Raw genomic sequence first — 24,885 nt, 5'->3', positions numbered from 1 at the left:
TTTACCACATTTTTTGTGGATTTTTGGCAAAAGAAGATGCGGTATTTTTTCCATATAGGTTATCATGGCACGCGGTATAGCGGCTGGCAAAAACATGCAGGTGTTGCAAGCGTGCAGGATATTTTTGAAACTGCATTAAGCCAGCTTTTAAAAACCGTGGTTGCGGTTAACGGTTGTGGTCGTACAGATGCCCAGGTACATGCCAGCCAGTTTTTTTTTCATGTTGATATTGAGCAGGAATGGGATTTCGACCTCTTCTTCAGGCTGAATAAAATATTACCTGATGATATCGCGGTATTTGATATTATACCAATGCAGGGTCTGCCCCACGCCCGTTTTGATGCTGTACAGCGCTCCTATGATTATTTCATACACACCTATAAAGACCCTTTTTTAAGTGGTTTCAGCGCTTTATACCCCGAAACAAGCCTCCACATTGATGAAATTAAAAAGGCGGTTGCACTGTTACCGCTTTACAATGATTACCGTGCCTTCTGCAAAATGCCCAACAGGATTGATCATACTATTTGCCATGTGAGCTCGGCTGCGCTATACGTTGATAAAACAGGCGACAGGCTGCGTTTCCATATTTCTGCCAATCGGTTTTTAAGTAAGATGATCAGGATAATTGTTGGCCGCTTGTTAGAAATTGGCCGCGGCCAGATGACTGTTGATGAATTTGAGGGTCACCTCATCAGCGGGCAAACACCAAAAATCATTATACCCGCCTATCCGCAAGGTTTATACCTCTCAAAAATAACTTATCCTTACCTTGATATCCCGGCCAGGCCAACATTTTCGGGCCTGCTGCAAAGGGACGATGATACGGTTTGGCAATCACTTTAATGCTGATAAATTACGCCTATCTTGTCTACCGATTCTAATTTATTGACTCTCATAATGGATATGAGCAGTATTTTAGGTAAATTCGCCCTCTTAAATATAATTTAATAAGGTTCTCAGATGGTGTGGTTTGAAAAATTGAAGCTAAAAAAGCAACTTGTTCGGTCGGTAAATGAAGCTGGTTTTACAAACCCTAAAGAACTGCAACTAAAAACCTTGTCAAGAATAGTTGGCGGCCAGGATATTATTGCCATAGGGCATGAAGGCAGCGGCAAAACTACCACTTACGTTTTAGGTGTGTTAAACCGCTTTAATTATGCACCAGAAGGCGTTCCGCATGTATTGATCCTGGTACCTGAGAAAGAAGATGTATTAAGCGTAATTGAACAATTTGATCTTCTTAATAAAAATAAATCCATTAAAATTGTTGGCCTGTATGTAGCGCCAGGTATAGAAGCACAAATGGATGCACTTGCTGATGGTGCCGATATTGTTGTTGCCACTCCTGACAGGGCAAGAGCTATCTACCTGAAACTTGCTCTTAACCTTAATAAGGTTGTTCTGTTTGTGGTTGATGATGCCGATGAGATGATAAAAAAAGGTTTGCAACTACCTGTAGTTGAACTGGCCAACAGCATCGGCAAAAGTCAAAAACTGGTATTTACCGAGGTAATGCATAGCAAGCTGGAAAAAATGTTAGCTCCTTTTATGCATGAGCCTACTATCATCGAGGTAGAAGCATTAGCAGAGAAACCAATAGAAACCTATCCACAGTTATTATATAATGTACCAAACTTTGGTACCAAACTAAACCTGCTTAATTTATTCATGTACGATGAGGAGCTGTTTACCAAAACCGTTGTGTTTGTAAACACCCGCGCTACAGCCGAAAAAGTATATAAAAGCCTTCAAACACGTTTGCGTACAGCAGTTGCCTATTTAAATCCCCAGTTTTTTGATAGCCCAGGTTTTAAAAGCATCGAAGATTTTAAGGCCGATGAAAGTTCAAGAGTACTACTGGTTGCCAATGAAAACGAGGAAACCATCAACCTTACAGATATCCCCTTCCTGATCCATTTTGATTTGCCAGCAGAAAAGGACATGTTTATTGAGCGTATCACTAATCACCTGCCCGATAGCGAAAACGAAACAATGGCCCTAACCTTTGCTACCGATCTTGAGCTTAGCCAGGTTAAGAAGATTGAGCAGGCTATTGGCAAAAAAATATCAATTGCCGAATTGCCTGCAGAGCTAATTATTGAAAAAGAACTGAAAGTTAAAAAAGAGGAGAAAGCAACTAAACCAAATCCAGATGCTCTTGTTGCAGGTGCTGCCTTTCATGAAAAAAAAGCAGCCAACTCAAAAACTTACAACTTTAGTTCGGGGCAAAAGGCCAAGATGAACAATAAGCGCAAGCACTAATTCTTTTTTGTAAAGTAATGAATGTACATGTCCTCAACCTTTTTGCGGGCCCAGGGCGTTTTGCGCAAAAATTTAAGGCTTGACGATATGCTTGGATCCTCCAAAAAGCAATTTATCCGTATCTGGTAGCCAAGCTCCGGCCAACCGAAACGGGCCACCAGCTCGTTCAATATCATCTCTAATGTTTTACCGTGTAGCGGGTTATTTACTTGTTGAGGCATATGCAAAGGTAAAAAAATAGCTTTATATTGTTTTTAAGGTAACGCGCATAGCTGCCAAAGGAAACGGGAAGTTTTTAAGTTCGTTTATTCGGCACGTTGTGCAAAACTACAAGGTATCTATTAATTTAACTTTAGCTTAGGCATAACTAAATCAGGTTGTTCCACGTTTAAACAGGTATACCCCGGCGTTCCAGTTAATTACTTAATTTCCAAGATCTGGGTTATTTATACAATACATCCAATTTTATAACATCCTGATATCAATGAATGGCTATAAGCTTTATCTGATCTTACTTTTTCAAGCTATATCATTGTTTGTAATTGCCCAGGACCGGCCCATACATTTCCAGCGTATTGGCAGTAAGGAAAACCTTTCAGAACTTAATGTCAACTCCCTGATACAAGACCACCGCGGATTTATATGGGTAGGTACCCGTGACGGGCTTAACAGGTTCGATGGCAGTAAATTCAAGATCTTCCGGAATGATATTAATGACAACACCAGCATCAGCAACAATTATGTAAACCATATTGTTGAAGATAAAAACGGCGATCTGTGGATAGCTACAAGCGGAGGGGTTAATAAATACGACCGTAAAAAAAATCGCTTTTACCACTACCTGCATAACGATAAACTACAAAACAGCCTTACCAATAATTTCACGGTAAATATTGCTTTGGATAAGAATGGTAATTTATGGATAGCCACTTTAAAGGATGGCGTTGATGAATACATCATCAATGAAAACAAATTCATTCATTACAAGTACAACAAGAATGATCCACGTAGTTTAAGTGACGATAATGCGAGGGTAATATATGTTGATACTCAAAATAATGTATGGATAGGAACATCAAATGGCGGCCTTAATCTTTTTGATCCGAAAACCAAAAGCTTCACCAGCTTTAAGCACGATGAAAAAGATGGAAAAACAATATCTGCCAATAAAATAACTTCCATTTTTGAAGATAGCAGCCACCGTTTATGGATTGGTGTTACCGAGGGCGGCTTAAACCTTTACGATGCCAATACTTTAACTTTTAAACATTTCAAAAATAACCCCAACAATAGCAATTCGCTATCACATAACAACATACAGTGCCTTGGCGAAGACAGCAATCATAATTTATGGATAGGTACAGAAAACGGAGGTCTGAGCATATTTAATTACGAGAAAGCAACATTTAGCAACCATTCCCAGGACGAGGTGGATAACAGCAGCATATCCAGCAATTCTGTTGATGTGATTTTGAAAGATAAAGTAGGTAATATGTGGATAAGCGGCTTTGCCGCTGGTATCAGTTTATACAAAAAAGTAAAAGAAAATTTTATTCACTACAATCATAATTCGTTGGCCAATAGCTTATCAAACAACTTTGTGCTGAGTATTGCTGAAGATAAAGAAAACAATATATGGCTTGGTACCGATGGCGGCGGACTGAACCAATTTAATCCTCAAACAGGCAGTTTTAAAGCTTACCGGTACAGTGATAAAGACAAAACAACCATCGGCGGCAATTATGTTTTGGCATTAAAAGAAGATGACCGGGATAATTTATGGATAGGCACCTGGGGAGATGGAGTGAGTGTAATGGATCTGCAAACCCATAAATTCAAATCGTACAGGAACAATCCCAATGACTCGACCAGTTTAAGCGGAAACAATGTTTATGCCGTTGCTGCTGCTCCCGATCATAAAATATGGTTTGGCACACTTGGCCAGGGGCTTGAATTGTTTAACCCCAAAACAAATGGCTTTATCCATTACCGGCATGACCCTAATAACCCGAAAAGCATTAGCAGCGATAATATAAACTCCCTTTTAAGTGATACTAAAGGTAACCTTTGGGTGGGCACCAATGATGGCAGCCTTGACTTGTTTGAGCCAGAGACCAATACCTTTAAGATATTCAGATACAACATTTCAAAAAACAGTTTGGGCAATAATGCGGCGCTTGATTTGTTTGAAGACCATGTTGGAACCATATGGATATGCACTTATGATGGCCTTACCCGGTTTGATCAAAAAACAAACAAGTTTTTTACCTATAAAGCAAGCGATGGCCTGCCAAACAATTATACTTATGCTATAAGGGAAGATAACAATGGCAACCTATGGATAAGCACCAACAATGGCGTATCGAGGTTTAATCCGCGGACAAAAAAATTCCATAATTTCAATATTGAGGACGGTTTGCAATCGGATGAATTTAAGCCTCACTCGGCAGTAAAGAGCCACGACGGTATTATTTATTTTGGTGGCGTTAACGGGTTCAATATGTTTGATCCGGATAAGGTAATGGAAACTACCTATGATCCTCCACTGATATTAACAGATTTCCAAATTTTTAATAAAACAGTTCCTGTAGCTCAAAATGATAACGACCACTCCCCTTTAAAAGAGGACATTTCTGAGACAAAATCGATTACGTTGCTCCACAGGCAATCGGTTATCTCTTTTGAATTTGTATCGTTGGATTTTGTGCAGGCCAATAAAAAAGAATACGCATATCAGTTAGTAAACTTCGATAAAAACTGGAATTATGTTGGCAGCAAAAACTCAGCTACTTATACCAACCTGCCAGCCGGTAACTACATATTAAAGGTAAAAAGCCGTAATGGCGACGGCAAATGGTCAAAACACGAATTGAGTTTAAATCTTACCGTTTTACCTCCTTTCTGGCTAACCTGGTGGTTTATTTTGGGTACTTTATTGGGCATATTTGCTATAATTTATAGTCTTTACCGATGGAAGGTAAACAATATAGAAAAGCAAAAATATTTATTGGAACAACAGGTATCTGAACGTACCGCCGAGGTTTTATACCAGTCGGAAGCGCTAAAAAAACAATCCGACGACCTGCAGCAATTAAATTCCGATCTGCAGGCACAATCTGAAGAGTTGCAGGCTCTTAATGAGGAGCTGTTATCGCAATCAGAAGAGCTGGAAGTTCACATGACCCATGAAAAAGAGGCCCGCGAAGAAGCAGATAAGGCCAACCAAGCCAAAAGTATATTCCTGGCTACCATGAGCCATGAAATACGTACGCCCATGAACGGTGTAATTGGTATGGCTTCACTTTTAAGTGAAACCGAACTGAATATGGAACAACGTGAATACACGGATACGATCATATCATGCGGCGATAGCCTGGTTAACGTGATCAATGACATTCTCGATTTTTCAAAGATAGAATCGGGCAAAATGGAGATGGAGGAAGAAGATTTCGACCTGCGCCATTGTATCGAAGATGTACTTGACCTGTTTGCACCTAAAGCCTCGCAGCAAGGTCTGGAGTTGGTTTACCAGATAGATGCTGCCCTGCCAAACCAGGTTGTGGGTGATAGCCTGCGCTTAAAACAGGTAATGAGTAATTTAACCAGCAATGCCCTAAAGTTTACCCAGCAAGGCGAAGTATTTATAAAAGTTTTTCTTTCAAAAACCCATAGCAACGGTGATATTGAGATAGGTTTTAGCGTAATGGACACAGGAATTGGTATCCCCGAAAAAAAGGTATCCAGCCTATTCAATGCATTTTGGCAGGCAGATTCATCAACTACACGTAAGTATGGCGGTACCGGTTTAGGTTTGGTTATCAGCCAGCGTTTGGTAAAACTGATGGGAGGAGATATTTGGGCAGAAAGCGTTTACGGCGAAGGTTCGGTATTTGTGTTTACCATTAAAGTTGCCGTAAGTAAAAAACAATCTAAACATGTACCGCTTGTTTTTGACACTTCCCTTCTTGAAGGCAAAAAAGTATTGGTTGTTGATGATAACCAAACCAACCTTTTTATACTTAAAACCCAATTGGAGCAATGGGGATTAATCACCACAACTGCCTCATCAGCTGCGGAAGGTCTTGATTTGCTGCCCAATAACCAGGATTACAATCTCATCATTACAGATATGGAGATGCCATTTATGGATGGTGTCGGTTTTGCTACGGCCGTTAAGGCTAAATATGCACAGCTCCCTATTATAATGCTGAGCTCCATTGGCGACGGTTCAAAAACAAAATATCCGGGACTATTCTCAGCCATTTTAACCAAGCCTGTTAAGCAAAATCAACTGGGTAAAAGCATCCAGGCAGAATTAAGAGGATATGGAAATACGCCCGAGATTGAAACTAAAGCTGTAAAGCTTCTTGATGAAAAATTCGCCGCTGAGTTCCCGCTCCATATCCTGGTTGCGGAAGATAACCTGGTAAATCAAAAACTCATTAGCCGCATGCTAAACAAATTGGGGTATGAATTTGCATTAGCCGAAAACGGGCTTGAAGTATTGCAAAAACTGGATGAACAGGATTTTAACGTGATACTGATGGACATCCAAATGCCCGAAATGGATGGTTTTGAGGCCACCCGTTCCATCCGCGATAGCAACCGTAAACTACAGCCTTTCATTATAGCCATGACCGCTAACGCGGGTCCTGATGACCGCGATCTGTGCATTAGTGAAGGTATGGATGATTATATTGCCAAACCCATGAAGCCGGAGGGATTAATTACAGTTTTGAAGGCGGCTTATAAGATGATGAGTTTGGTGGGTAAGAAAGTCTAATAATTGAATGGACACCGCTTATTTTACCAGTGAATATCATCAGTATATGGTTCACTGCTTAAATAAAAATCTCTAATCTTATATTTCTCCATAGTTTGAATGTTTAAAGACCAGACGGCGCCATATTCAGAATATGGATCAACTAAAAATTCTAATTCATTAAACGATTTCAATCTCATTGCACTAATCCAACAAATTTCAGGCTCTAAAAATTGTTGGGTTCCTTTAGCTCTTGTCCAAACAACTAATTCATTACCACCAACCGCACACCAATTATTATCTGGTCCAATCAATCCACAACCAGGGTCACCATAAGCAAATTCGTAACAGAAAACTTCTTTCTTACCGTGTTTACTTATCAGAAAGGCATATTCAAATTCATGCCCTAGTATCAAGCTGTCGCTTTCTGCAAGTTTGTAAAAATTTCGATCTGCAGTATTCATCTATCCCATCAATTCTTTCATCAGCTTATCAAAAGCCTCCTTCATTTCGGCAAGGTCATGCTCCAATTTAACAACACGCGCTTCTAATCCACCGGATGATCTACCGCCTGTTTCTTCCACTTCGTCATCGTCGCTTATCTCTGGTGTACCAGCTAATAAATGAGCATACCTCTGTTCTTTTTGACCGGGGCGTTTTGGTAATTGTACAATATAAGGCATAGCCGGATCAGACAGTTTCTCCAGCATTTCCTGTACTTCTTCTATCGATTCAAACTCATATAACCTGCCCGAATTGGTATTCAGCTCACCCGGTGTTTGCGGACCACGCAATATCAGCAGGCAAATTAATGCTACCTCGGCCGGGATCACCGGGAAAACAATGGCAAAATTGTGCTTGTATTTGATGTTACGGATAGATCCGCCGGTTGCTGTCGAAATCAGTCCGCGCCTTTTTAATGTATTTAAGGCTTCGGTAACTGTACCATCATCATAATTCACTACCGGCTTGCGCGATGTTTTTTGATTGCAGGCTGCAGTTAAACCATTGAGAGTCATTGGATAATAATCTGGCGTGGTTTTGCTTTTTTCCATTAGCGAGCCAAGCACGCGCAGTTCAACTGCATCAAGTATGGGTAAAGTTTGTGGTGAATCCATGGCTAAATATAAGCAGCTTTTTATAACCTCAAAAAATTGATACTTATTTTTAAAAAGGAAGAGGTTGCAACAACTAAAAATAGGGGGTAAATCCGTTACTTTGTACCATACAATTGAAGGGCAGCTTTTAGCTTTCGGCCTTCAGTTTTTGGCTCAAAAACATGTCTTTATTCATTACATCACTAAATTCGGGGAGTAACGGCAATTGCTATTACGTAGGGAACGAGCGGGAGGCTATATTGGTTGATGCCGGCATATCATGCCGTGAAACTGAAAAACGGATGACCCGGCTTGGGCTTTCCATGAGCAAAGTAAAGGCGATTTTTGTATCGCATGAACACTCTGATCATATTCGCGGTATCCCTGTATTGGCCAAAAAATTTAACCTCCCGGTTTATATCACGCCCGGTACATTGCTCCATTTAGGTAATACTGTGGATGAGAAATTGGTTCACCATCTGCGGGAATTTGAAACAATAACTATTGGTGAGCTGGAAGTTACTTCTTTCCCTAAAATACATGACGCCACCGAGCCACACAGTTTTATTGTTAGCTGCCGTGATATTAAAGTAGGTGTATTTACTGACCTGGGCGTTGTATGCGATCAGTTGATCCGCTATTTTAGTCAGTGCCATGCCGCATTTCTGGAGGCTAACTATGATGAAGACATGTTGGAGAATGGCGGGTACCCTTATCACCTTAAAAAGCGAATCCGCGGAGGCAAGGGCCACCTGAGCAACAAACAGGCATTAGCGTTGTTTATGACGCACCGGCCGGCCCACATGACGCATTTACTGCTGGCCCATCTATCCAAAAACAATAACGACCCCAAACTGGTAGAAGACTTATTTACAAACTGTGCCGATGGGATCAAAATAGTTGTTGCATCAAGGCATGAGGAAACACCGGTTTATCATATTGGTCATACCGGCAATACTTTAGAAATGGCCGGTCAACTGGATTTTGGTTTTAATTCGCTGTAAAATTTAATCCACTGCCCTATCCTGCATAAATATAGTACTCAGCATTTCATATAGTTCCGGGTGTTTATGCTTTAGTTCGTCAGGTTTTTGGAAAAAGTACTCGGCCGCCACAGCAAAAAATTCGGCTTCGTTGGTAATAGCGTAAGGGTTAATATCAGATTTACCTTCTTCTATTTTATGAATTTCCTGGTGTATCATTTTTAACCAGGGCAAAACATAATCGTGCGCCAGTAGATTTTCGGGCACACCATTAGTTGCTCCATCGCTTTTATCCAGCAGGTGCACAAATTCGTGAATGGCGGTATTTTCCCTTCCGGCTGAGTTTGAAAACCCTTTTATTAAGGCCGCTCTCGATAAAATCATTTGCCCATTCATATACCCGGTACCTACCATCCCCAATATGCTCCGGTTTTCGCCCTCAAACTGAAACTCACTATCAAAGGTATCGGGATACAATATCACATTGGTTAAATTCTGATACCTCCAATCCTTAAATCCAAAGATGGGTATTACCGCGCTTGAGGCTATCATCACCCTATCGGTATCATCAACTATTATACCTACCCCTTCGATGGTAATACCGCTAAGAAATGCATTTATTTTCTGCTCAAATACCTGCTTGCCTACTTCATCAAGCTGCTGATAAAATTGAATGTGCTGCGCTAATATTGATCTGTAACCTGCATTTGAAATACTATTGGCTGTTTTTGCCTTGTTGTTCTTTAAAAAGAAATAAGCAATCAATGCAAAAACAATAAAACCTATTAAAATAAAAGTCATTTGGTAAATATCAGTATTAAATAAAGTAAAGCAACAGCATAACTAAAGCAGCTATCAAGGTATTTAAAAAGTTTACGGTGTTATTGCCGATGTAATGCTTACGCTCCAGTAACGAACCCATTACCGAATCACTTAAATTCCCTATTGTTCCTGCAACAACAATCCAGATGAGGTTTAAATCCCATCCAAAACCAATAGCATAAATTACCGCGATTACACAACTTCCGGCAATGCCTGTTAATGTTCCTTCCAGGCTTATCACCCCATCTAATCCACGCTGATCCGGTTTCAGGCTGATGATGTTATAGAAACGCTTACCATAAACTGTACCCAATTCGGATGACAGCGTATCTGCCGTAGCTGAAGCAAAGCTGGCTGCCATCATCAGCACCAGCAAATGAGTTAATTGAGGATATAACAGCACCAATAACCCCGCTATTCCTCCTACCCCTGCATTAGCCAGCACCTGCCCGGTTGTTCTCCCGCTTTTTCGTTCTTCTGCAATGGTAAAAGCCTGTTTTTTATTTTGCTGGAACGAGGTTGCCGCCGATCCTAAGATAAAAAAGGTAGTCATCATAGCAATACCGGTGAAACCAGCGCCAATAAAAACGCCGTAAGCTACTACCCCACCGGTTAAGGCAGCGGCAAAAGTTAGTTTCCGGGCGGCCACGCTGTAAATTATTCCCGTAATTATAATGAGTATTAATAAAGTATAGCCGCTAAACATATTACCAAAGGTATTTATTGTGCCGATAATTATGCCGCCAATTCATACTTTTGCCCCTGCATGAAAGATATTTTAGGCCAGGCCATACACGATCATTATTACAAGAATCCACCACATAAGCTTTGGATCAACAACCAATATGGCCCAAAGGAAGAAATGCCTATTGAAACTTATTTCCGCGATGAGGATGATATGCCTGATATAGAATGGCTTGCACTTAACGAGTGCCGTGGCGAAGTACTTGATATTGGCGCAGGTGCCGGCAGCCATGCCCTGGTACTACAGGAACGTGGCTTTGATGTAACAGCCCTGGAGATATCGGCATTTGCCGCAGATATAATGCAGGCGCGTGGTGTAAAAAAGATAATCACCGCCGATATATTTGAATTTAAGGAACGCAAATACGATACACTGCTGTTACTAATGAACGGCATCGGCCTGACAGGAACCTTAGAAAATCTTAAAGTGTTTTTAGAGCATGTAAAAAGCTTGCTTAATAAAGGCGGTCAGTTATTATTCGATTCATCGGATATTGCGTACCTGTATGAGGGAAACATGCCCGATACCGGCAAATACTATGGAGAACTCAGTTACCAGTATCAATACAATCGTGCAAAAACCGACTGGTTTCCATGGCTTTACGTTGATGAAAAAACATTGATCACTATTGTTCAGGAAGCCGGATTTGATATGGAAGTTTTACTGGAAGATGAATATCAACAGTATTTGGTAAGATTGACGGTAAAGTGAACTAATTGATTTTCCCATTATAATTTTCCAGGTACTCCCTTGGCGAACTTTGCGTTACCGACCGAAACACCCGGTTAAAATTGGTGATGCTTTTAAACCCGCATCTATAAGCTACCGCGGCTATGCTATCTGATTTATTGCCCGTGAGCATTTTACAAGCTTCGTTGATGCGCACCTCGTTCAAAAAAGTTATAAAAGTATTACCCGTGTGCTTTTTAAAGTAACGGCAAAAAGATTCGGACGTCATAAAAGCCGCTTTGGCTACGTCTTCCAACGTGATAGCTTCGGCGTAGTTTTGTATGATATAATTGTATATGTTGCCTATCCTAATTCCTTCATTTTCGGTAATGCCCGGCAAATTTCCGTAGGATGAAAGCGGTTGCAGCTGTTGGTTTATACCGCTTAATCCCTTCAATAATTTCATAAATTGCATAAGCTGATCCGCCCCACTGGCATCCCGCAACGAGGTCATATTCGTTAAAATATACTCCGCATCATCTGCCGGTATTTTAAAGCCTTGCTGATGCTGCTGGATAAATAACTTATAACCCCTCATTTCGGGCAAATCAAAAAGCGCGGTAAGTATCCCCTCCGTATTAAAAAATATACTCAATGCACTTATAGCGTCCTCCGTTTCATTTTCAAAATACTCCGGATTACTTTTAAACAGATGAGGCAGATTGGCGCCCAATAAAAAAACATCACCAGGGGCAAAGTGATGCATATTATTGCCGGCAATGAGGGTGCCCTCACCCTGCTGTATCCAGGTTATCTGCGTTTCTTTATGCCTGTGCAGATATGGATAAAAATAAGGCAGACTAAATTGATCGGCAATTACGCTTTTATCATGGGGCACAGGAATGGTAAACTGTAAAACCTTCATATATACTCGCTCATTAACAAGCAAATATTATCATAAAATTTCTTATTAATTCAATATACGGGATAATATTTGTAAAAAACCAGCGACACTATCAAAAAAAATCCCCCGGCTCAAAAGAGTCGGGGGATAATACTTATACGTAGTTCTATTAAAAATGGAATGCCAGTTTGGTAAACATTCTCATGCCATTAAAGCCCATTTGTACAGCATCAAAAGGTCCTCCCGATTCACTATCACCCCAGGATGATTGATGGGCACCTTCTGTAACCGCTAAGTCTGGGTGTACATTAAATATGTTATCTACACCAACAGTCCACGATATCTGTTTAGATACTTTATATGATACATATAAATCAGTAGTAGCTTTTCCATGGAAAACAAAGTTTTCGGGAACAACGCCTTTACCGTTATCCAAATCAACATAAGGATCCCATCCATTGCCCGAAGCAGAAGTATTAGCGCCTCCCGGTCCGTCTGGGTTTGCACCCGGCACACTACTATAACCAAAACCCTGTGTTGTCAATTGACCGAAATAAGTAATGTGAGAACCTGCCGCAAATTTGCCGTATCCGTATTCAAGCCCTAAAGAAAACTTTTGCCGGGGAGCAGAAGCTTTTAAAAAGGCAGCTTCCCTTGTACTAAAGTAAGCTTGCTGGTGAGCGTAGGTATCATTCAGCGCGGCCGGGATATTTACTTTATCAATAGTTATCCCTTGAATATTCCCGGCAAGTAACGCCGTGAACCTGTTTTTCCCCCATGATTTGCGATAATCCAATACCACATCAAGCCCTCTGTTGGTTGTATTTACCGCATTGGTAAAGAAGTTGGCGCTTGTTACATTATTAGCTATCAAGTAACTTTTTATGGCGGTTACAGTAGTATCAAAACTACCGGTAATTACTATCCTATTTTTTATTTTAATAATATAACCATCAACAGTAACATTAAAACCAGAAGCAGGTTTCCATGTAAAACCTAAGCTGGTGTTGGTAGAAGTTTCCTGGCTAAGTTTTGGAATCCCAACCTGGCGGGCTGCGTCAGAATAGTTTGGAATCAATTTAGCATAAACCAATTCGCCTGCAATGATGTTGGTATTGGTATTGCTAAAATTCATTTGTTGCAAAGAAGGAGCCCTAAACCCTGTACTGAAAGAGCCTCTTAAATTAAAATTGTCGCTTACCTTATAGCGGGTTGCTAATTTGAATGTACTCACCCCTCCAAAATCAGAGTAATGTTCAAACCGGGCAGCACCATCAACCAACCATGCTTTGGTTACATCTAAAGTACCTTCTATATAACCGGCTTCATTGGTCCTATTTGCCGTGGTTGCATCCGTTGGCTGATAACCGGGGTACCCTTCTGATCCCGAAGCTTTAGAAACACCATCTAAAGTGGCCCCGCCATTTCTGTAGGAGTCTGGCTCACCTGCATATAGCTTATAGCGTTCATACCTCATTTCGCCACCAAAAGACAGTGTTAATCCTTGCGCCACATGGTCAAAATGCTTGGTTATATCTAAATTGGCTGTGTTTTGTAAAAAACTGAAGCCCCCGTCATTAAACCTGGTTTTGGTATATTGTTCAGGTAAAGGCAGGGAAGCATTAAAGGTTTGATTACCCCAATAATGAAAATCATTATAGCCAATATTGTTACTCAAATCCCAGTCCCAACCATCGCCTATGGTACCCCTGAAACCCAATGCACTGGACATATCTTTGATGTAAACATCTTCCTGTGGATTGTAGTACACATTGGCTGTATCTAAAACCCCTGGGGTAGGATCAAACACCCGCATAATGCCGGGTACAAATATGAGGTTACCCTTATCATCGGTAGGGAATTTTATATGATTGCTGCTACTGCTCCACCTGCGTGTCCAGGCATAAACGTTTGAATGTTTATAGTTGTAGCCACCAAAAGAATAAAAAGTAGTTTGGCTGCCGGCGACAGGAATTTCCATATTGTACATTCCGCCGCCCGATGTAACAGAACCATCGCCAAAGGCTCTTCTCCAGGCATCAACACTTAAAGCTTTTGGATTTGTAGCCCAATTGGTATCAGGCACCGCCCTAAACGTTTTACCCTGCTTCAAAAAGTTGCCGCCAAAATTGATAAAGCCACCGTTTTTACCTATCGCCAGGCCATAATCCATCCCTAACGTAAATGTTTTTCCATCTACCTGTGAGCCTGTATAATACTGACTGGGATCAACATTATTCAATGTATTATATTTATGGTCATAGTAGCCGCTACCGCCAATATTGATGTTCAGTTTATTTACATCTTTTTTCAAAACTATATTAATAACACCCGCAATGGCATCAGAACCATATTGTGCAGAAGCGCCGTCGCGTAATATCTCAATCCTGTCAATAGCTGCTTCAGGTATGGCATTTAAATCGGTACCGCTGTTACCACGCCCGCGGGTGCCAACCTGGTTTACAAAGGCCGATAGGTGGCGGCGTTTACCATTAATCAACACCAATGTTTGATCAAAGCCTAAGCCGCGCAAACTGGCAAAATCAATAGCATCAGATCCATCGCCGCCGCTTTGCTTATTGTAGTTAAAGGACGGCACAGCCTGATTTAACTGGCTCATCAAATCGGGCTTTGCTGTAGTTTCACCAATTTGATTCATCTTGAGCACATCTACCGGTACCGGCGAATCCATTTTTGTGCGACCACCACCACGGCTTCCTACCACTACTACCTCTTTTAAAGATTCCTGAGAAGAAGCCAGTTCAATGTCCAATACCTTGGTTTCGCCAGGGGCAAGCTGCACAGTTACGGTTTTCTTTTCGAAGCCCACGGCCGAAAAACTTACCTGGTATGAACCCGCTTTTAAGGTTAAGGTATATTTACCATCAATGTCGGTTGTGGTACCTATACCTGTTGGCGATACCTTAATGGTACCGGCACTTATAGATTTCCCGGCACTTAATACGGTACCTGTTAACTTTTGCGCGAAAGTTGGAGAACAGAGCAGTAAAAACGCTCCAAAAAGAAAAAAATGTAGTTTTAAATTCATGCTTTGTTTGATTGGATTAATTAACTCTGTTGATTAACCTACAAATTAGCATTATTTATTCATAAATTATCATTTTAACATAAAACCAATATAAATACAGGTTAAATTTTTATTAAATTTTACATTTATTTGAAAAACACTTAAAATAAAACATAAAACTTTAAAATTTTCTACATAAAAATCTTTTTATATCAAAAACAAATTTTAAAAATGCCTTTTATTTAACATAAAAAGATAAATTAAATTTAAAAACAAAAAAAATAGATAAAAAACAAAGACACATCATAGAAAACCCAAAACAACAGGATAAATCTAAAATTCAGGGATAAATTTCGATACAAACACGATACACACACCTCGATAATTTATCGATAAGCCTTCCTTAATAAAACGCTTCCAATACCGCTAAAGCCCATATTCGGTTCAAAGATCTTCCAACAACTAATAAGTGAATGAATTAAATCTTTTTCATAACTTTAGTAAAATCTAGTAAACCTAAAAACACAAGCTTAATAATTAGGCAGATAACAACATTTAACTATCGATATTTTCATTGGTGTTTCATGTTTTTATAAGCAAATTATAGGGCCTGGTTACCTTATGCAATTGCCATGATCAAAACTATAGTTTGTTTTATAGTGCTACTCCCGTTTACATGTTTTGGGCAAAGCTCTATTGCAACCAGGGCTTTAACGCCTGTTGATGAAATACAAGCAGCAAATTATTACAGGCATGCCAATAACGCATCTTTTTCAGCAGACTCCATCATTAAAAAAATAGATCGGTATAATGCTATTAATAATAAAGGCCTTTTTTATTTACACCTCGATAAAACAGTATACACCAACAACGAAGATGTGTGGTTTACGGCCTATCTTTTAAACAGCGCTGATAAAGAAAAACACCACACGCTTTCTGTGGCATTGGTAAACGACGACGATAGGAAAATAGCCATGGAAGAATTATTCGCCATAACCAATAGCTTATCATTTGGTCACCTTACCCTGCCCGATACTATACCACCAGGCAATTATCATTTGCTGGCTTACAGTAATGTGTTGGATAAAAATGGCAAACCGACAGATGTTTTTAGTCAGCCTATTGCTATCAAAACAACCGGGGAAGCAGGCTTCAGCTCTTCGCTGAGGTTAGTTGATACGGTGCGGGATGATACGGGCAATTTAAAAGCGATAATAAGGGTGGAGAATAAAAACCCAAAAATAAAGCCCATCGCCAATATCGAATACGCCTTGGGCCAAAAGATAAACAATGCTAAAACCGATATTTATGGCGAATACGCAATAACTATACCTAAAACTGCAGGCAATTTACTTAGAGTAGCTATAAAACAAGGCAAGGATCTGCAATTTCTTAGCCTCAATTTACCGATAATAAAGGGCTCACCTGTAATTCGTTTTTTCCCCGAAGGCGGCAACATGGTTGAGGGTATTAGTAATCTTATTGGCTGGGAGGCCCGCTCATCAACAGGCGAATACTTAAAACTAAGTGGGGTATTGTATAAAAACGATAAACCTGCCGATACTATACAAACCAACTATTACGGCATTGGGAAGTTTAAGTTCGCTCCCCAAAAAAATTGCAGGTATACTTTCCGGCTGATAAAATCGGGCAGTTTCATTAACCAGAAGGATACCATCTATAATTTACCACAGGCCCTACCTTATGGACCAGTTATGCATATAACCAATGTACTAGCCGAAGACACCTTAAATATTCAGTTAAAAAGCACTAAATCACAAACGGTAATCCTGCTGGTGCACAATTACCAAAACATCATTGCTTATAAGGAATTAACGGCAATCCCAGCCGGAACAACTGTTAAAATATTATTGAACGAAGCACCAAAAGGCCTGGCAACGGTTACTTTGTTAGATAGCATGGGCCAGCCCTTAGCCGAACGTTTGTTTTTTGCGCATTATAAACAAAAGACCACAATCTCCCTGGAAACAGATAGGGCTGAATATGGTACCCGCGAAAAAGTAAACCTTAAACTCAAACTAAATAACACTGATGGCCTGCTTACTCATGGCCTTGTATCTGTTGCTTGTGTACAGGACAACCGCATTGAAAGCACCAGGCAATCTGATATTGATACATATGTTTACCTGAAGCATGATCTGCAACAATTACCTGCCGATCCCCTGGGTAAAAATTATGCCAACCCGGATTATGTACAGGATTTACTTTTGGTAAAAGGCTGGCGAAGGTATACGTGGACGGACCTGGTTAAAACGACGGCAAATGACACACTGAATAATGACTCATCCGCGCGGTTTTTAGGAAATGTAACGATAGCTGGCAAGCTCCTTAAAAAGGCGGCTGTAATGACTGTGGTTAAAGGAGATAATTTATTAACAATCAATACAAATAGTAAAGGAAAATTTGATTTAACTCCCCAAAGCATGGTTATATCACCTGATAAAAAAATCACGTTAATGGTTGCCGGTAAATTCCCTGATATTTATACTATTGATGTAAACAACCCTTACAAAAAAATCAATATTGATCTGGCTGGTCAACTGCTTATTGAACAAAGAAAGCTATCAAAAGAAACAAATACCCAAATGCAGGTATTAAACGGATTTGAGAAAGCAATCGCTTTAAAAGAGGTTATAATTAAAGACCATAACGATGATTTTATTGACGGCATTAAGTGGCATAAAGCCAATGAAAAAGGAATATGCAATGATTATGTATGTGTGTTTGGATATTTGAATTGCCCAATTCATTCGTTATTAACTCCGGGATCTTTTAAGCCATTTATAGGTGGTCATTACAAAGTCTCCAATTCACGTTTCGAAATTATTTATAAAGGATGTATTTTATTCGCAAAAGATTATAATGCGAACGAAAAATACAAGCTATCAATTAAAGGCATAAACCAGGTAAAAGAGTATTATCCCATAGATGCAACTTTACTAAGCAATCCGGAGCCTGAATACCTCTCTAACATCTACTGGAATTACGGCATTAAAATAGATTCCAATAATGAAGTTGACCTTTCCTTTTACACCGGCGATATCACTGGCCGGTTCAAGGTAATAATACAGGGTGCAGATGAAAAAGAAGTTTGGAGCAAGCAGTTAAACTTTACGGTAAAAAAGAAAATAACACCATAGTTATAACCATATTATTATGATCAGAAACCTTATCATCTATATTTTTCTGCTACTCCCGTTTACATGTCTTGGGCAGGTAAATATATCCGGCAAAATAGTAAACCAGGCAGATCAATCGCCGGTGGCCAATGCCAGTGTTTTTTTAAGCAATGCTACCATAGGCGCTAAAACCGCCAATGATGGCACGTTCATTTTAAACAAGGTTAAAAGTGGCAAATATGAGTTGATTGTATCTATTGTTGGTTTCGAAACCTATCGCAGGCAAATCATCGTGAATAATATCAGTATTGCTTTGCCCAATCTAAGCATCGCACCCAAAACCATCAGCCTGATGGAAGTTAAAATAAAACCACAAAATGATGCCAACCGGCAAAAATACCTACAGCAATTTAGGGATGCTTTTATAGGTACATCCCAACTGGCCAGGCAATGTAAAATCATTAACCCCGAAATGCTTGATCTTGAATATAATGATGAAACCAACACCCTCACCGCATCATCTGTTGATTTTTTGGTTATTGAAAACCAAGCGTTGGGCTACCGGTTAAAATACCTGCTTGGTAATTTCTATAAACAAAGCAACTATTTTAATACGCTTAAAACACATTATGAAGGGTCTGTTTTTTTTGAGGAAATGCAGGGCACACCATCGCAGCAAAAAAAATGGGAAAAACAACGCCAGCATGTTTATCAGAATTCACCCATACACTTTTTACGGTCGATTATAGCCAACCGGATTAATGAAGAAGGTTTCCGAATTTTTCAATATGCTTATGAGCCAAACCCGCTAAGACCAACAGATGATATAATTGCAGCAAAGATAGATCACTTTACCAAACTGAAAGCAAGCAATAAACACTATGCTGATTCAATCTCCTATTGGGTAAAAAAATCAAAGCTGGATAAAACATTCCAAACGTTAAGGAATTTCCCTCTTGATCAAACGGATATACTAAAACCTACCGACCAGCCCAAAATGTATGCCCTTAGCTGCGAACTGGACGGATTACACGTTACCTATAATGAAGATGGCCACTTTAGTAAAAACGGTGCTTTAAACCATATAAACGACCCCATCAACACCGAAACTACTTTAATAAGCTTTAATACACCAAACGCTTTGGTTGATAATAATGGAGGCCTTGCCGACCCTAACAGTTTATCATTTAGCGGAGCCTGGGGGCATTACCGCGTTGCAGAGCTTTTGCCGGTTGATTATGAGGCCCCACAAAGTTTACCAACAACGTCGACGCCTGCTTTTGCAGAAAATGCCATAGCTAAACTAAAAACCTTTACCGACCAGCATATTAATGAAAAAACTTACCTCCATTTTGATAAGCCTTATTATGCCGCCGGCGATACCGTGTATTTTAAGGCCTATGTTACGCAGGATGATGACCACCAGCTTACAAGTTTGAGCGGTATACTCCATGTTGATTTGATCAATACTACCAACAAGATTGATAGATCAATAAAACTCCAGTTGGCAGATGGTGTGGCCTGGGGCGATTTCGCGCTGGCCGATTCGTTGCCAAAAGGAAATTACAGGATAAGGGCCTATACCAACTGGATGCGAAACGATGGCGAAGACAATTATTTTGAACAGATTATACCGGTTGCTTCTATACGTGACTATAAAATACCAGAAAACAGTACTCAAAAAACATCGGCCGCGAATAACAAAGTCGATGTACAATTCTTTCCGGAGGGAGGCAAGCTGGTTGCTGATGTTAAATCCAAAATAGCTTTTAAGTCGATATCCCCATCGGGCTTAGGCGTTGATGTTAACGGTGTGATCGTGGATAATGAAAATAATATTGTTTCAACCTTTGTATCTGCACACCTGGGCATGGGTTATTTTTATTTAACCCCGCAGCAGGGCAAAACTTACAAGGCCAGGTTAACCTACACAAACGGAACTCAAAATATGATAAACCTGCCTGCTATTGAAAACAAGGGTTTGGCTTTTTCTATTGATAACGATTCCATACCCAAAGCAACAGTTAGGCTACAGGCTAATAAGCTATATTTTGATGAAAATAAAAATAAGGAGTATAGGCTGCTAATCTGGTCTGGCGGTGTGCTTACTTCTATAGCTTGCAAGCTGGATAAACCCGTAGTTGATATTGATATCCTGAAAAGAAGATTACATACGGGCGTTGCCACGGTTACTCTTTTTTCGCCAGAAGGAGAACCTTTGTGTGAGCGCTTAATATTTGTTCAAAATTACGACCGGTTGAATATCTCGATCAACAGTAATAAATTGGTTTACTCCAACCGTGACAAGGTAAGTATCAGTTTAAATGTAAAAAACAGGGCAAATGAACCATCCGAAGGACATTTCTCGGTATCAGTGATTGATGCGGGCAAAGTACCGGTTGATGATAATGCAGAGAACTCCATATTTGCCCAGCTGTTATTAAAGAGCGATTTAAAAGGCTTTATAGAACAACCTAACTATTATTTTAACCACATTAACCAGGAAACAACCGGAAACCTTGATCTGGTAATGCTTACACATGGTTATCGCAGGTTTCAATGGAAACCACTGTTGGATAACAGTTACCCTGCGCTTGCTTACCAACCCGAGAAAGGACTTGAAATAAGCGGCATCGCAAAAAGCATCTGGGGCAAGCCACTTGTAAACGCAACGGTATCACTTTTGCCACGGCACGGCGGTGATATTTTGAGTCAGATTACGGGCAATGACGGAAGCTTCACTTTCAGCAACCTGATTTTTACTGATAGCACCCAATTTATACTACAAGCTATCAATGCTAAAGCCGGTAATAACACAGTGCTTACTTATAATCAATATAAAAATCCGCCTGTACTTACCCGCCCTACTCTTAATAATAACGGTGATATAAACCAGCTAATGGCCATTTATTTAGATAATAGCAAAAAGCAACAGGAAAATACATTGAAATATATTGGCCGCCGGCCAATTGCACTTAAAGAGGTCAAAATAAGATCTGTAAAAAGAAATGATAATTACCGATCATCTAATTACGGTGGGGCGGGCCATGCAGACCAGGTTATCCATCGCGAAGAATTAGAAAAACTGGGGCCAGATCTTGGTTCTGTTTTGTCTCAAAAATTTCATGGCCTTGCTAAAAAAGCAGGGATGTTTATTATAGATGGCTTAGAAGTAGATAATTTCAGTAGTGTTAATATCAATGATGTAGAAACAGTTGAAGCATTATATGGCGCAAATGCAACTATTTATGGGATGAGGGTTAAAAATGGCAATGCTGTATGGGTGATAACAACAAGGCAGGGCGAAGGAAAAAAGGCGAAGGATATTCCTTCAAAAGGAATATTACCTATTACAGTTGATGGATTTTACAAAGCACGCGAATTTTATGCACCAAAATATGAAAGTAAAATAATTAATCAGCCGGATTTACGATCAACCATTTATTGGAACCCGGAACTACTGACCGATAAAGACGGCAACTCTACATTTAGTTTTTATAATTCAGATGGCGCCGGAACTTATCGCCTTTTGGTTGAAGGAATTGATGACAAAGGCAATATTGGCCGGCAAATTTATAATTATACCGTTAATTAAGTTTTTTCGATATTACGTCTTCAAAAATCGAATTAAGCACAATGCTTCCATCAGCATTGTGCTTAATTAGGTAACGATGATATTCCTGCGGAGTATTTTGCCAATGCCGTTTTTAACTCCTTAATTGAATCTTATTGTTCATTTTTTTGTACTCCAATACAAAGCTTTTATTTCAAAATACCTGTCTTTTACCATGGTAGTAGTAATGTAGTGGCTTGCCAATACGCCTTAAGAATATTACCTTATAGCTTTGTTTCCAAGATAAATCCGAAATCAAAACATCGCAATGAATCAACTTCCCAAACGCCTTTTATCTATTGATGTACTGCGCGCCATTACCATGCTGCTCATGATATTTGTAAATGATGCCAGTGGCGTAAAGCACATACCCATGTGGATAGATCATGCGGATGGCGATGCTGATGCCATGGGATTTGCGGATACCATTTTCCCTGCATTTTTGTTCATTGTCGGGCTTTCACTGCCTTTCGCTATCAAAAACAGGATGACTAAAGGCGATTTATTTTCATCTATATTGATCTATATCCTCACCCGCAGCGCTGCGCTTATTATCATGGGCTTTTTTCATGTAAACCTGGAAAGCTACAACTCAGCAGCGGGCATTATACCTAAAGCTTTGTGGGCCATATTAATAACCATTGCATTCTTCCTTATCTGGCTTGATTATCCTACCACTATGACCAAAATACGGCGATACACCTTTACCGGGGCTGGAATATTACTGCTCATCGCCATGGCTGTTATCTACAAAGGAGGTGATGATGGCGGATTAGTACACGGCATGCATACTTCCTGGTGGGGTATTTTAGGCATCATTGGCTGGGCTTACTTGGTTTGTGCCTTAATCTATCTTTTAGCCAAAGGAAAAATGAATATCCTCGTTATTGCGCTGATAGTTTTCGTTGCCATAAATATTGCCAAACATACCGATGTCATCAATTTTAAAATCCCTTTACTTGGTGATGCATCAGCGTTATCATTAGTAATGGGTGGTGTTATGATCTCGGGGATATACAGCCTGCTGGTATCAAAAAACAAAACACAATTATTATGGGTGATATTTGGCAGCATTGGCTTACTGCTAATTGCGTTGGGTTTATTGGTGCGCCCCTATGCCGAAGGTATTTCCAAAATACACTCCACCCCTGCCTGGATCTTTATTTGCAGCGGTATTACCATACTGGTTTTCGAGCTAATGATCTTCCTGATTGATGTAAAGGGCAAAAAAGACTGGTTTAAACTAATCTGGCCTGCAGGAACAAGTACGCTTACGTGCTACCTGATGCCTTATTTCCAGGTATTTATTCTGATGTTATTCCATATTAAATACCCGGAGATATTGAACAATGGAATCATTGGTTTAGTACGAAGCATGGCTACTGCTTTTATACTGATTGCGATAGTTGGCTTAATGGAAAAGAAACGCATCCGTTTAAAAATTTAAAATCCTAAAACCTCATATCACCATTTAATATAACCTAACCATGATCACTTTACTTTTAAGAAAGAAGACATTAATAATAAAAGCAACATTTTGCCTTTTAATGTTTTTAATGCCTGCTTTTATCCTTCAAGCACAGCTTAAAAAATCCAAATACGTAGTAATTGGCTACGTTGGTGGCTACAGGGGCCTAACCGATATGAGCATGGTAAACCCAGAAAAACTTACCCATATTAATTATGCTTTTGTAAATGTGCGCAACAACCGGGCATGGCTCACGCATGAACGTACCGACACAATCAACTTCCGCAATCTTTTAACGTTAAAAAAGAAAAATCCAGACCTCAAGATCCTGATTTCTATCGGTGGGTGGACCTGGAGTAAAAACTTCTCCGATGCGGTACTTACCGATACCGCTCGTAAGGCTTTCGCGGCCAGCGCGGTTGATCTCATCCGCAAATACAAACTGGATGGTGTTGATATAGACTGGGAATACCCCGGTTTGCAGGGCGATCATAACATAGTACGCAAGGAAGACGAGCAAAACTATACCCTCATGTTTGCCGATTTAAGAAGAGAGCTTGATGCACTTGAAAAAGAAACCGGCAATAAAAAACTCCTAACTGCGGCAGTAGGTGGCTTCAGCCGTTTTCTGCAGCACACAGAAATGGGTAAAGTTTCCCAATATCTCGACTATATTAACCTCATGACCTATGATTATTTCCAGGATACCCTGGGTATTGCCGTACATCATACCAACCTGTTTGCCTCAGATAAATATAAAACCGATAACTCGGCCGATAAAGCCGTATCAGCTTATCTTGCGCAGGGAGTACCAGCCAGCAAACTGGTTATGGGTATCGCCTTTTATGGCCGGTCGGTAATGGTAAAGGATTCGGCCCAAAATGGTGTTGGCATGAAAACCGGCGAACATATCTGGGTTGGCGGCTATACCCATTTAAAAGACAGTCTGCTCAACCGAAATGGTTTCACTTATTATCGCGACAATGCTGCCGGTGCCCCTTACTTATTTAAAGCAAGCACCAAACAGTTTATCACCTTTGACGATGAATGGTCGGTAAAAAATAAATGCCAGTATATGGTTGATCACCAAATGGCCGGTGTAATGTTCTGGGAGTATGCCGATGATAAAAAAGAATATTTGTTGGATGCGATAGATGAGCGACTGGACGCTAAATAAAACATTGGTAGTGATGAAATTCCCCGGGCAGTGGAGGGCAATGACGTTTTGAAAAGTTGTCATCCTGAACGCAGTGCACTGTTGTCCGGTAAACGAATTTTTTGAAAAAAAGTAAGGGGTAGCTAAAAGCCACCCCTTTTGTGTTGATATTAGAGTTACCACACTTTAATAACCAACATGAGCAAAAGTACTTTTTTTACCGGACAGCCGAT

The 24,885-nt window shown here is 40.1% G+C and carries 16 protein-coding genes; 9 read left to right on the top strand and 7 right to left on the bottom strand.

The window, feature by feature from the left end:
- Positions 1 to 36 precede the first annotated feature (36 nt).
- Positions 37 to 846, top strand: a complete 810-nt coding sequence (locus tag Q0R88_RS02010) for a tRNA pseudouridine synthase A (RefSeq protein ID WP_295711668.1) — start codon at positions 37 to 39, stop codon at positions 844 to 846.
- Positions 847 to 963: 117 nt separating this feature from the next.
- Complete coding sequence (locus tag Q0R88_RS02005; RefSeq protein ID WP_366086598.1) at positions 964 to 2,265, top strand: DEAD/DEAH box helicase; 1,302 nt, start codon at positions 964 to 966, stop codon at positions 2,263 to 2,265.
- Here Q0R88_RS02005 and Q0R88_RS02000 read toward each other — a convergent pair.
- Positions 2,262 to 2,486: a VF530 family protein gene (locus Q0R88_RS02000; RefSeq protein ID WP_295711666.1), complete on the bottom strand. Its 225-nt coding sequence runs from the start codon at positions 2,484 to 2,486 to the stop codon at positions 2,262 to 2,264. The two genes, Q0R88_RS02005 and Q0R88_RS02000, sit on opposite strands and share 4 nt — an antisense overlap.
- A 263-nt stretch (positions 2,487 to 2,749) precedes the next feature.
- On the opposite strand from Q0R88_RS02000, the gene Q0R88_RS01995 reads away from it, so the two are divergent.
- Positions 2,750 to 7,048, top strand: a complete 4,299-nt coding sequence (locus Q0R88_RS01995) for a hybrid sensor histidine kinase/response regulator (protein ID WP_295711665.1) — start codon at positions 2,750 to 2,752, stop codon at positions 7,046 to 7,048.
- A gap of 23 nt (positions 7,049 to 7,071) precedes the next feature.
- Here the strand turns inward: Q0R88_RS01995 and Q0R88_RS01990 are convergent, their stop codons facing one another.
- Both Q0R88_RS01990 and Q0R88_RS01985 read right to left on the bottom strand, forming a co-directional pair.
- Complete coding sequence (locus Q0R88_RS01990) at positions 7,072 to 7,491, bottom strand: hypothetical protein (protein WP_295711663.1); 420 nt, start codon at positions 7,489 to 7,491, stop codon at positions 7,072 to 7,074.
- The gene (locus Q0R88_RS01985; RefSeq protein ID WP_295711661.1) at positions 7,492 to 8,145 is read right to left on the bottom strand and encodes a YceH family protein; all 654 of its coding nucleotides are present in this window, start codon (positions 8,143 to 8,145) and stop codon (positions 7,492 to 7,494) included.
- 161 nt (positions 8,146 to 8,306) lie between these two features.
- Here Q0R88_RS01985 and Q0R88_RS01980 point away from each other — a divergent pair, with 161 nt between their 5' ends.
- Positions 8,307 to 9,128: an MBL fold metallo-hydrolase gene (locus Q0R88_RS01980; RefSeq protein ID WP_295711659.1), complete on the top strand. Its 822-nt coding sequence runs from the start codon at positions 8,307 to 8,309 to the stop codon at positions 9,126 to 9,128.
- 3 nt (positions 9,129 to 9,131) lie between these two features.
- Here Q0R88_RS01980 and Q0R88_RS01975 read toward each other — a convergent pair whose 3' ends face one another.
- Positions 9,132 to 9,908 carry a M90 family metallopeptidase gene (locus tag Q0R88_RS01975; RefSeq protein WP_295711657.1) on the bottom strand — a complete coding sequence of 259 codons (777 nt, stop codon included), beginning with the start codon at positions 9,906 to 9,908 and terminating at the stop codon, positions 9,132 to 9,134.
- Between the two features lie 16 nt (positions 9,909 to 9,924).
- Positions 9,925 to 10,635, bottom strand: a complete 711-nt coding sequence (locus Q0R88_RS01970; protein ID WP_295711655.1) for a DUF92 domain-containing protein — start codon at positions 10,633 to 10,635, stop codon at positions 9,925 to 9,927.
- Positions 10,636 to 10,695: 60 nt separating this feature from the next.
- Between Q0R88_RS01970 and Q0R88_RS01965 the strand changes: the two genes are divergently transcribed.
- Positions 10,696 to 11,385, top strand: coding sequence for a methyltransferase domain-containing protein (locus Q0R88_RS01965; RefSeq protein WP_295711653.1), 690 nt, complete (start codon positions 10,696 to 10,698; stop codon positions 11,383 to 11,385).
- A 1-nt stretch (position 11,386) separates the two neighbouring features.
- Here Q0R88_RS01965 and Q0R88_RS01960 read toward each other — a convergent pair whose 3' ends face one another.
- Together Q0R88_RS01960 and Q0R88_RS01955 are read right to left on the bottom strand one after the other, a co-directional pair.
- Positions 11,387 to 12,268: an AraC family transcriptional regulator gene (locus Q0R88_RS01960; protein WP_295711651.1), complete on the bottom strand. Its 882-nt coding sequence runs from the start codon at positions 12,266 to 12,268 to the stop codon at positions 11,387 to 11,389.
- A 148-nt stretch (positions 12,269 to 12,416) separates the two neighbouring features.
- Positions 12,417 to 15,296: a TonB-dependent receptor gene (locus Q0R88_RS01955; RefSeq protein WP_295711648.1), complete on the bottom strand. Its 2,880-nt coding sequence runs from the start codon at positions 15,294 to 15,296 to the stop codon at positions 12,417 to 12,419.
- A gap of 611 nt (positions 15,297 to 15,907) precedes the next feature.
- On the opposite strand from Q0R88_RS01955, the gene Q0R88_RS01950 reads away from it, so the two are divergent.
- From Q0R88_RS01950 to Q0R88_RS01935, 4 genes are all read left to right on the top strand, one after another.
- Positions 15,908 to 18,436, top strand: coding sequence for a hypothetical protein (locus tag Q0R88_RS01950; protein ID WP_295711646.1), 2,529 nt, complete (start codon positions 15,908 to 15,910; stop codon positions 18,434 to 18,436).
- Positions 18,437 to 18,452: 16 nt separating this feature from the next.
- Positions 18,453 to 22,010 carry a carboxypeptidase regulatory-like domain-containing protein gene (locus tag Q0R88_RS01945; protein ID WP_295711644.1) on the top strand — a complete coding sequence of 1,186 codons (3,558 nt, stop codon included), beginning with the start codon at positions 18,453 to 18,455 and terminating at the stop codon, positions 22,008 to 22,010.
- A gap of 286 nt (positions 22,011 to 22,296) precedes the next feature.
- A complete protein-coding gene (locus Q0R88_RS01940; protein WP_295711642.1) occupies positions 22,297 to 23,475 on the top strand; it encodes a DUF5009 domain-containing protein in 1,179 nt (392 codons plus the stop codon).
- A 40-nt stretch (positions 23,476 to 23,515) separates the two neighbouring features.
- Positions 23,516 to 24,673, top strand: a complete 1,158-nt coding sequence (locus tag Q0R88_RS01935; RefSeq protein ID WP_295711640.1) for a glycoside hydrolase family 18 protein — start codon at positions 23,516 to 23,518, stop codon at positions 24,671 to 24,673.
- Positions 24,674 to 24,885 lie beyond the last annotated feature (212 nt).

Origin of the sequence: Mucilaginibacter sp. (genome assembly GCF_025362475.1) — a bacterium.
In the GTDB taxonomy this organism is placed as follows: domain Bacteria; phylum Bacteroidota; class Bacteroidia; order Sphingobacteriales; family Sphingobacteriaceae; genus Mucilaginibacter.
Note: the sequence above shows the minus strand (reverse complement) of the source record. Positions and strands in the feature narration are given on the sequence as shown.

Excerpts from the sequence above, each read along its gene's own strand:
- Q0R88_RS02010 (WP_295711668.1), top strand. The coding sequence starts at position 37 with ATGCGGTATTTTTTCCATATAGGTTATCATGGCACGCGGTATAGCGGC.
- Q0R88_RS02005 (WP_366086598.1), top strand. The coding sequence starts at position 964 with ATGGTGTGGTTTGAAAAATTGAAGCTAAAAAAGCAACTTGTTCGGTCG.
- Q0R88_RS02000 (WP_295711666.1), bottom strand. The coding sequence starts at position 2,486 with ATGCCTCAACAAGTAAATAACCCGCTACACGGTAAAACATTAGAGATG.
- Q0R88_RS01995 (WP_295711665.1), top strand. The coding sequence starts at position 2,750 with ATGAATGGCTATAAGCTTTATCTGATCTTACTTTTTCAAGCTATATCA.
- Q0R88_RS01990 (WP_295711663.1), bottom strand. The coding sequence starts at position 7,491 with ATGAATACTGCAGATCGAAATTTTTACAAACTTGCAGAAAGCGACAGC.
- Q0R88_RS01985 (WP_295711661.1), bottom strand. The coding sequence starts at position 8,145 with ATGGATTCACCACAAACTTTACCCATACTTGATGCAGTTGAACTGCGC.
- Q0R88_RS01980 (WP_295711659.1), top strand. The coding sequence starts at position 8,307 with ATGTCTTTATTCATTACATCACTAAATTCGGGGAGTAACGGCAATTGC.
- Q0R88_RS01975 (WP_295711657.1), bottom strand. The coding sequence starts at position 9,908 with ATGACTTTTATTTTAATAGGTTTTATTGTTTTTGCATTGATTGCTTAT.
- Q0R88_RS01970 (WP_295711655.1), bottom strand. The coding sequence starts at position 10,635 with ATGTTTAGCGGCTATACTTTATTAATACTCATTATAATTACGGGAATA.
- Q0R88_RS01965 (WP_295711653.1), top strand. The coding sequence starts at position 10,696 with ATGAAAGATATTTTAGGCCAGGCCATACACGATCATTATTACAAGAAT.
- Q0R88_RS01960 (WP_295711651.1), bottom strand. The coding sequence starts at position 12,268 with ATGAAGGTTTTACAGTTTACCATTCCTGTGCCCCATGATAAAAGCGTA.
- Q0R88_RS01955 (WP_295711648.1), bottom strand. The coding sequence starts at position 15,296 with ATGAATTTAAAACTACATTTTTTTCTTTTTGGAGCGTTTTTACTGCTC.
- Q0R88_RS01950 (WP_295711646.1), top strand. The coding sequence starts at position 15,908 with ATGATCAAAACTATAGTTTGTTTTATAGTGCTACTCCCGTTTACATGT.
- Q0R88_RS01945 (WP_295711644.1), top strand. The coding sequence starts at position 18,453 with ATGATCAGAAACCTTATCATCTATATTTTTCTGCTACTCCCGTTTACA.
- Q0R88_RS01940 (WP_295711642.1), top strand. The coding sequence starts at position 22,297 with ATGAATCAACTTCCCAAACGCCTTTTATCTATTGATGTACTGCGCGCC.
- Q0R88_RS01935 (WP_295711640.1), top strand. The coding sequence starts at position 23,516 with ATGATCACTTTACTTTTAAGAAAGAAGACATTAATAATAAAAGCAACA.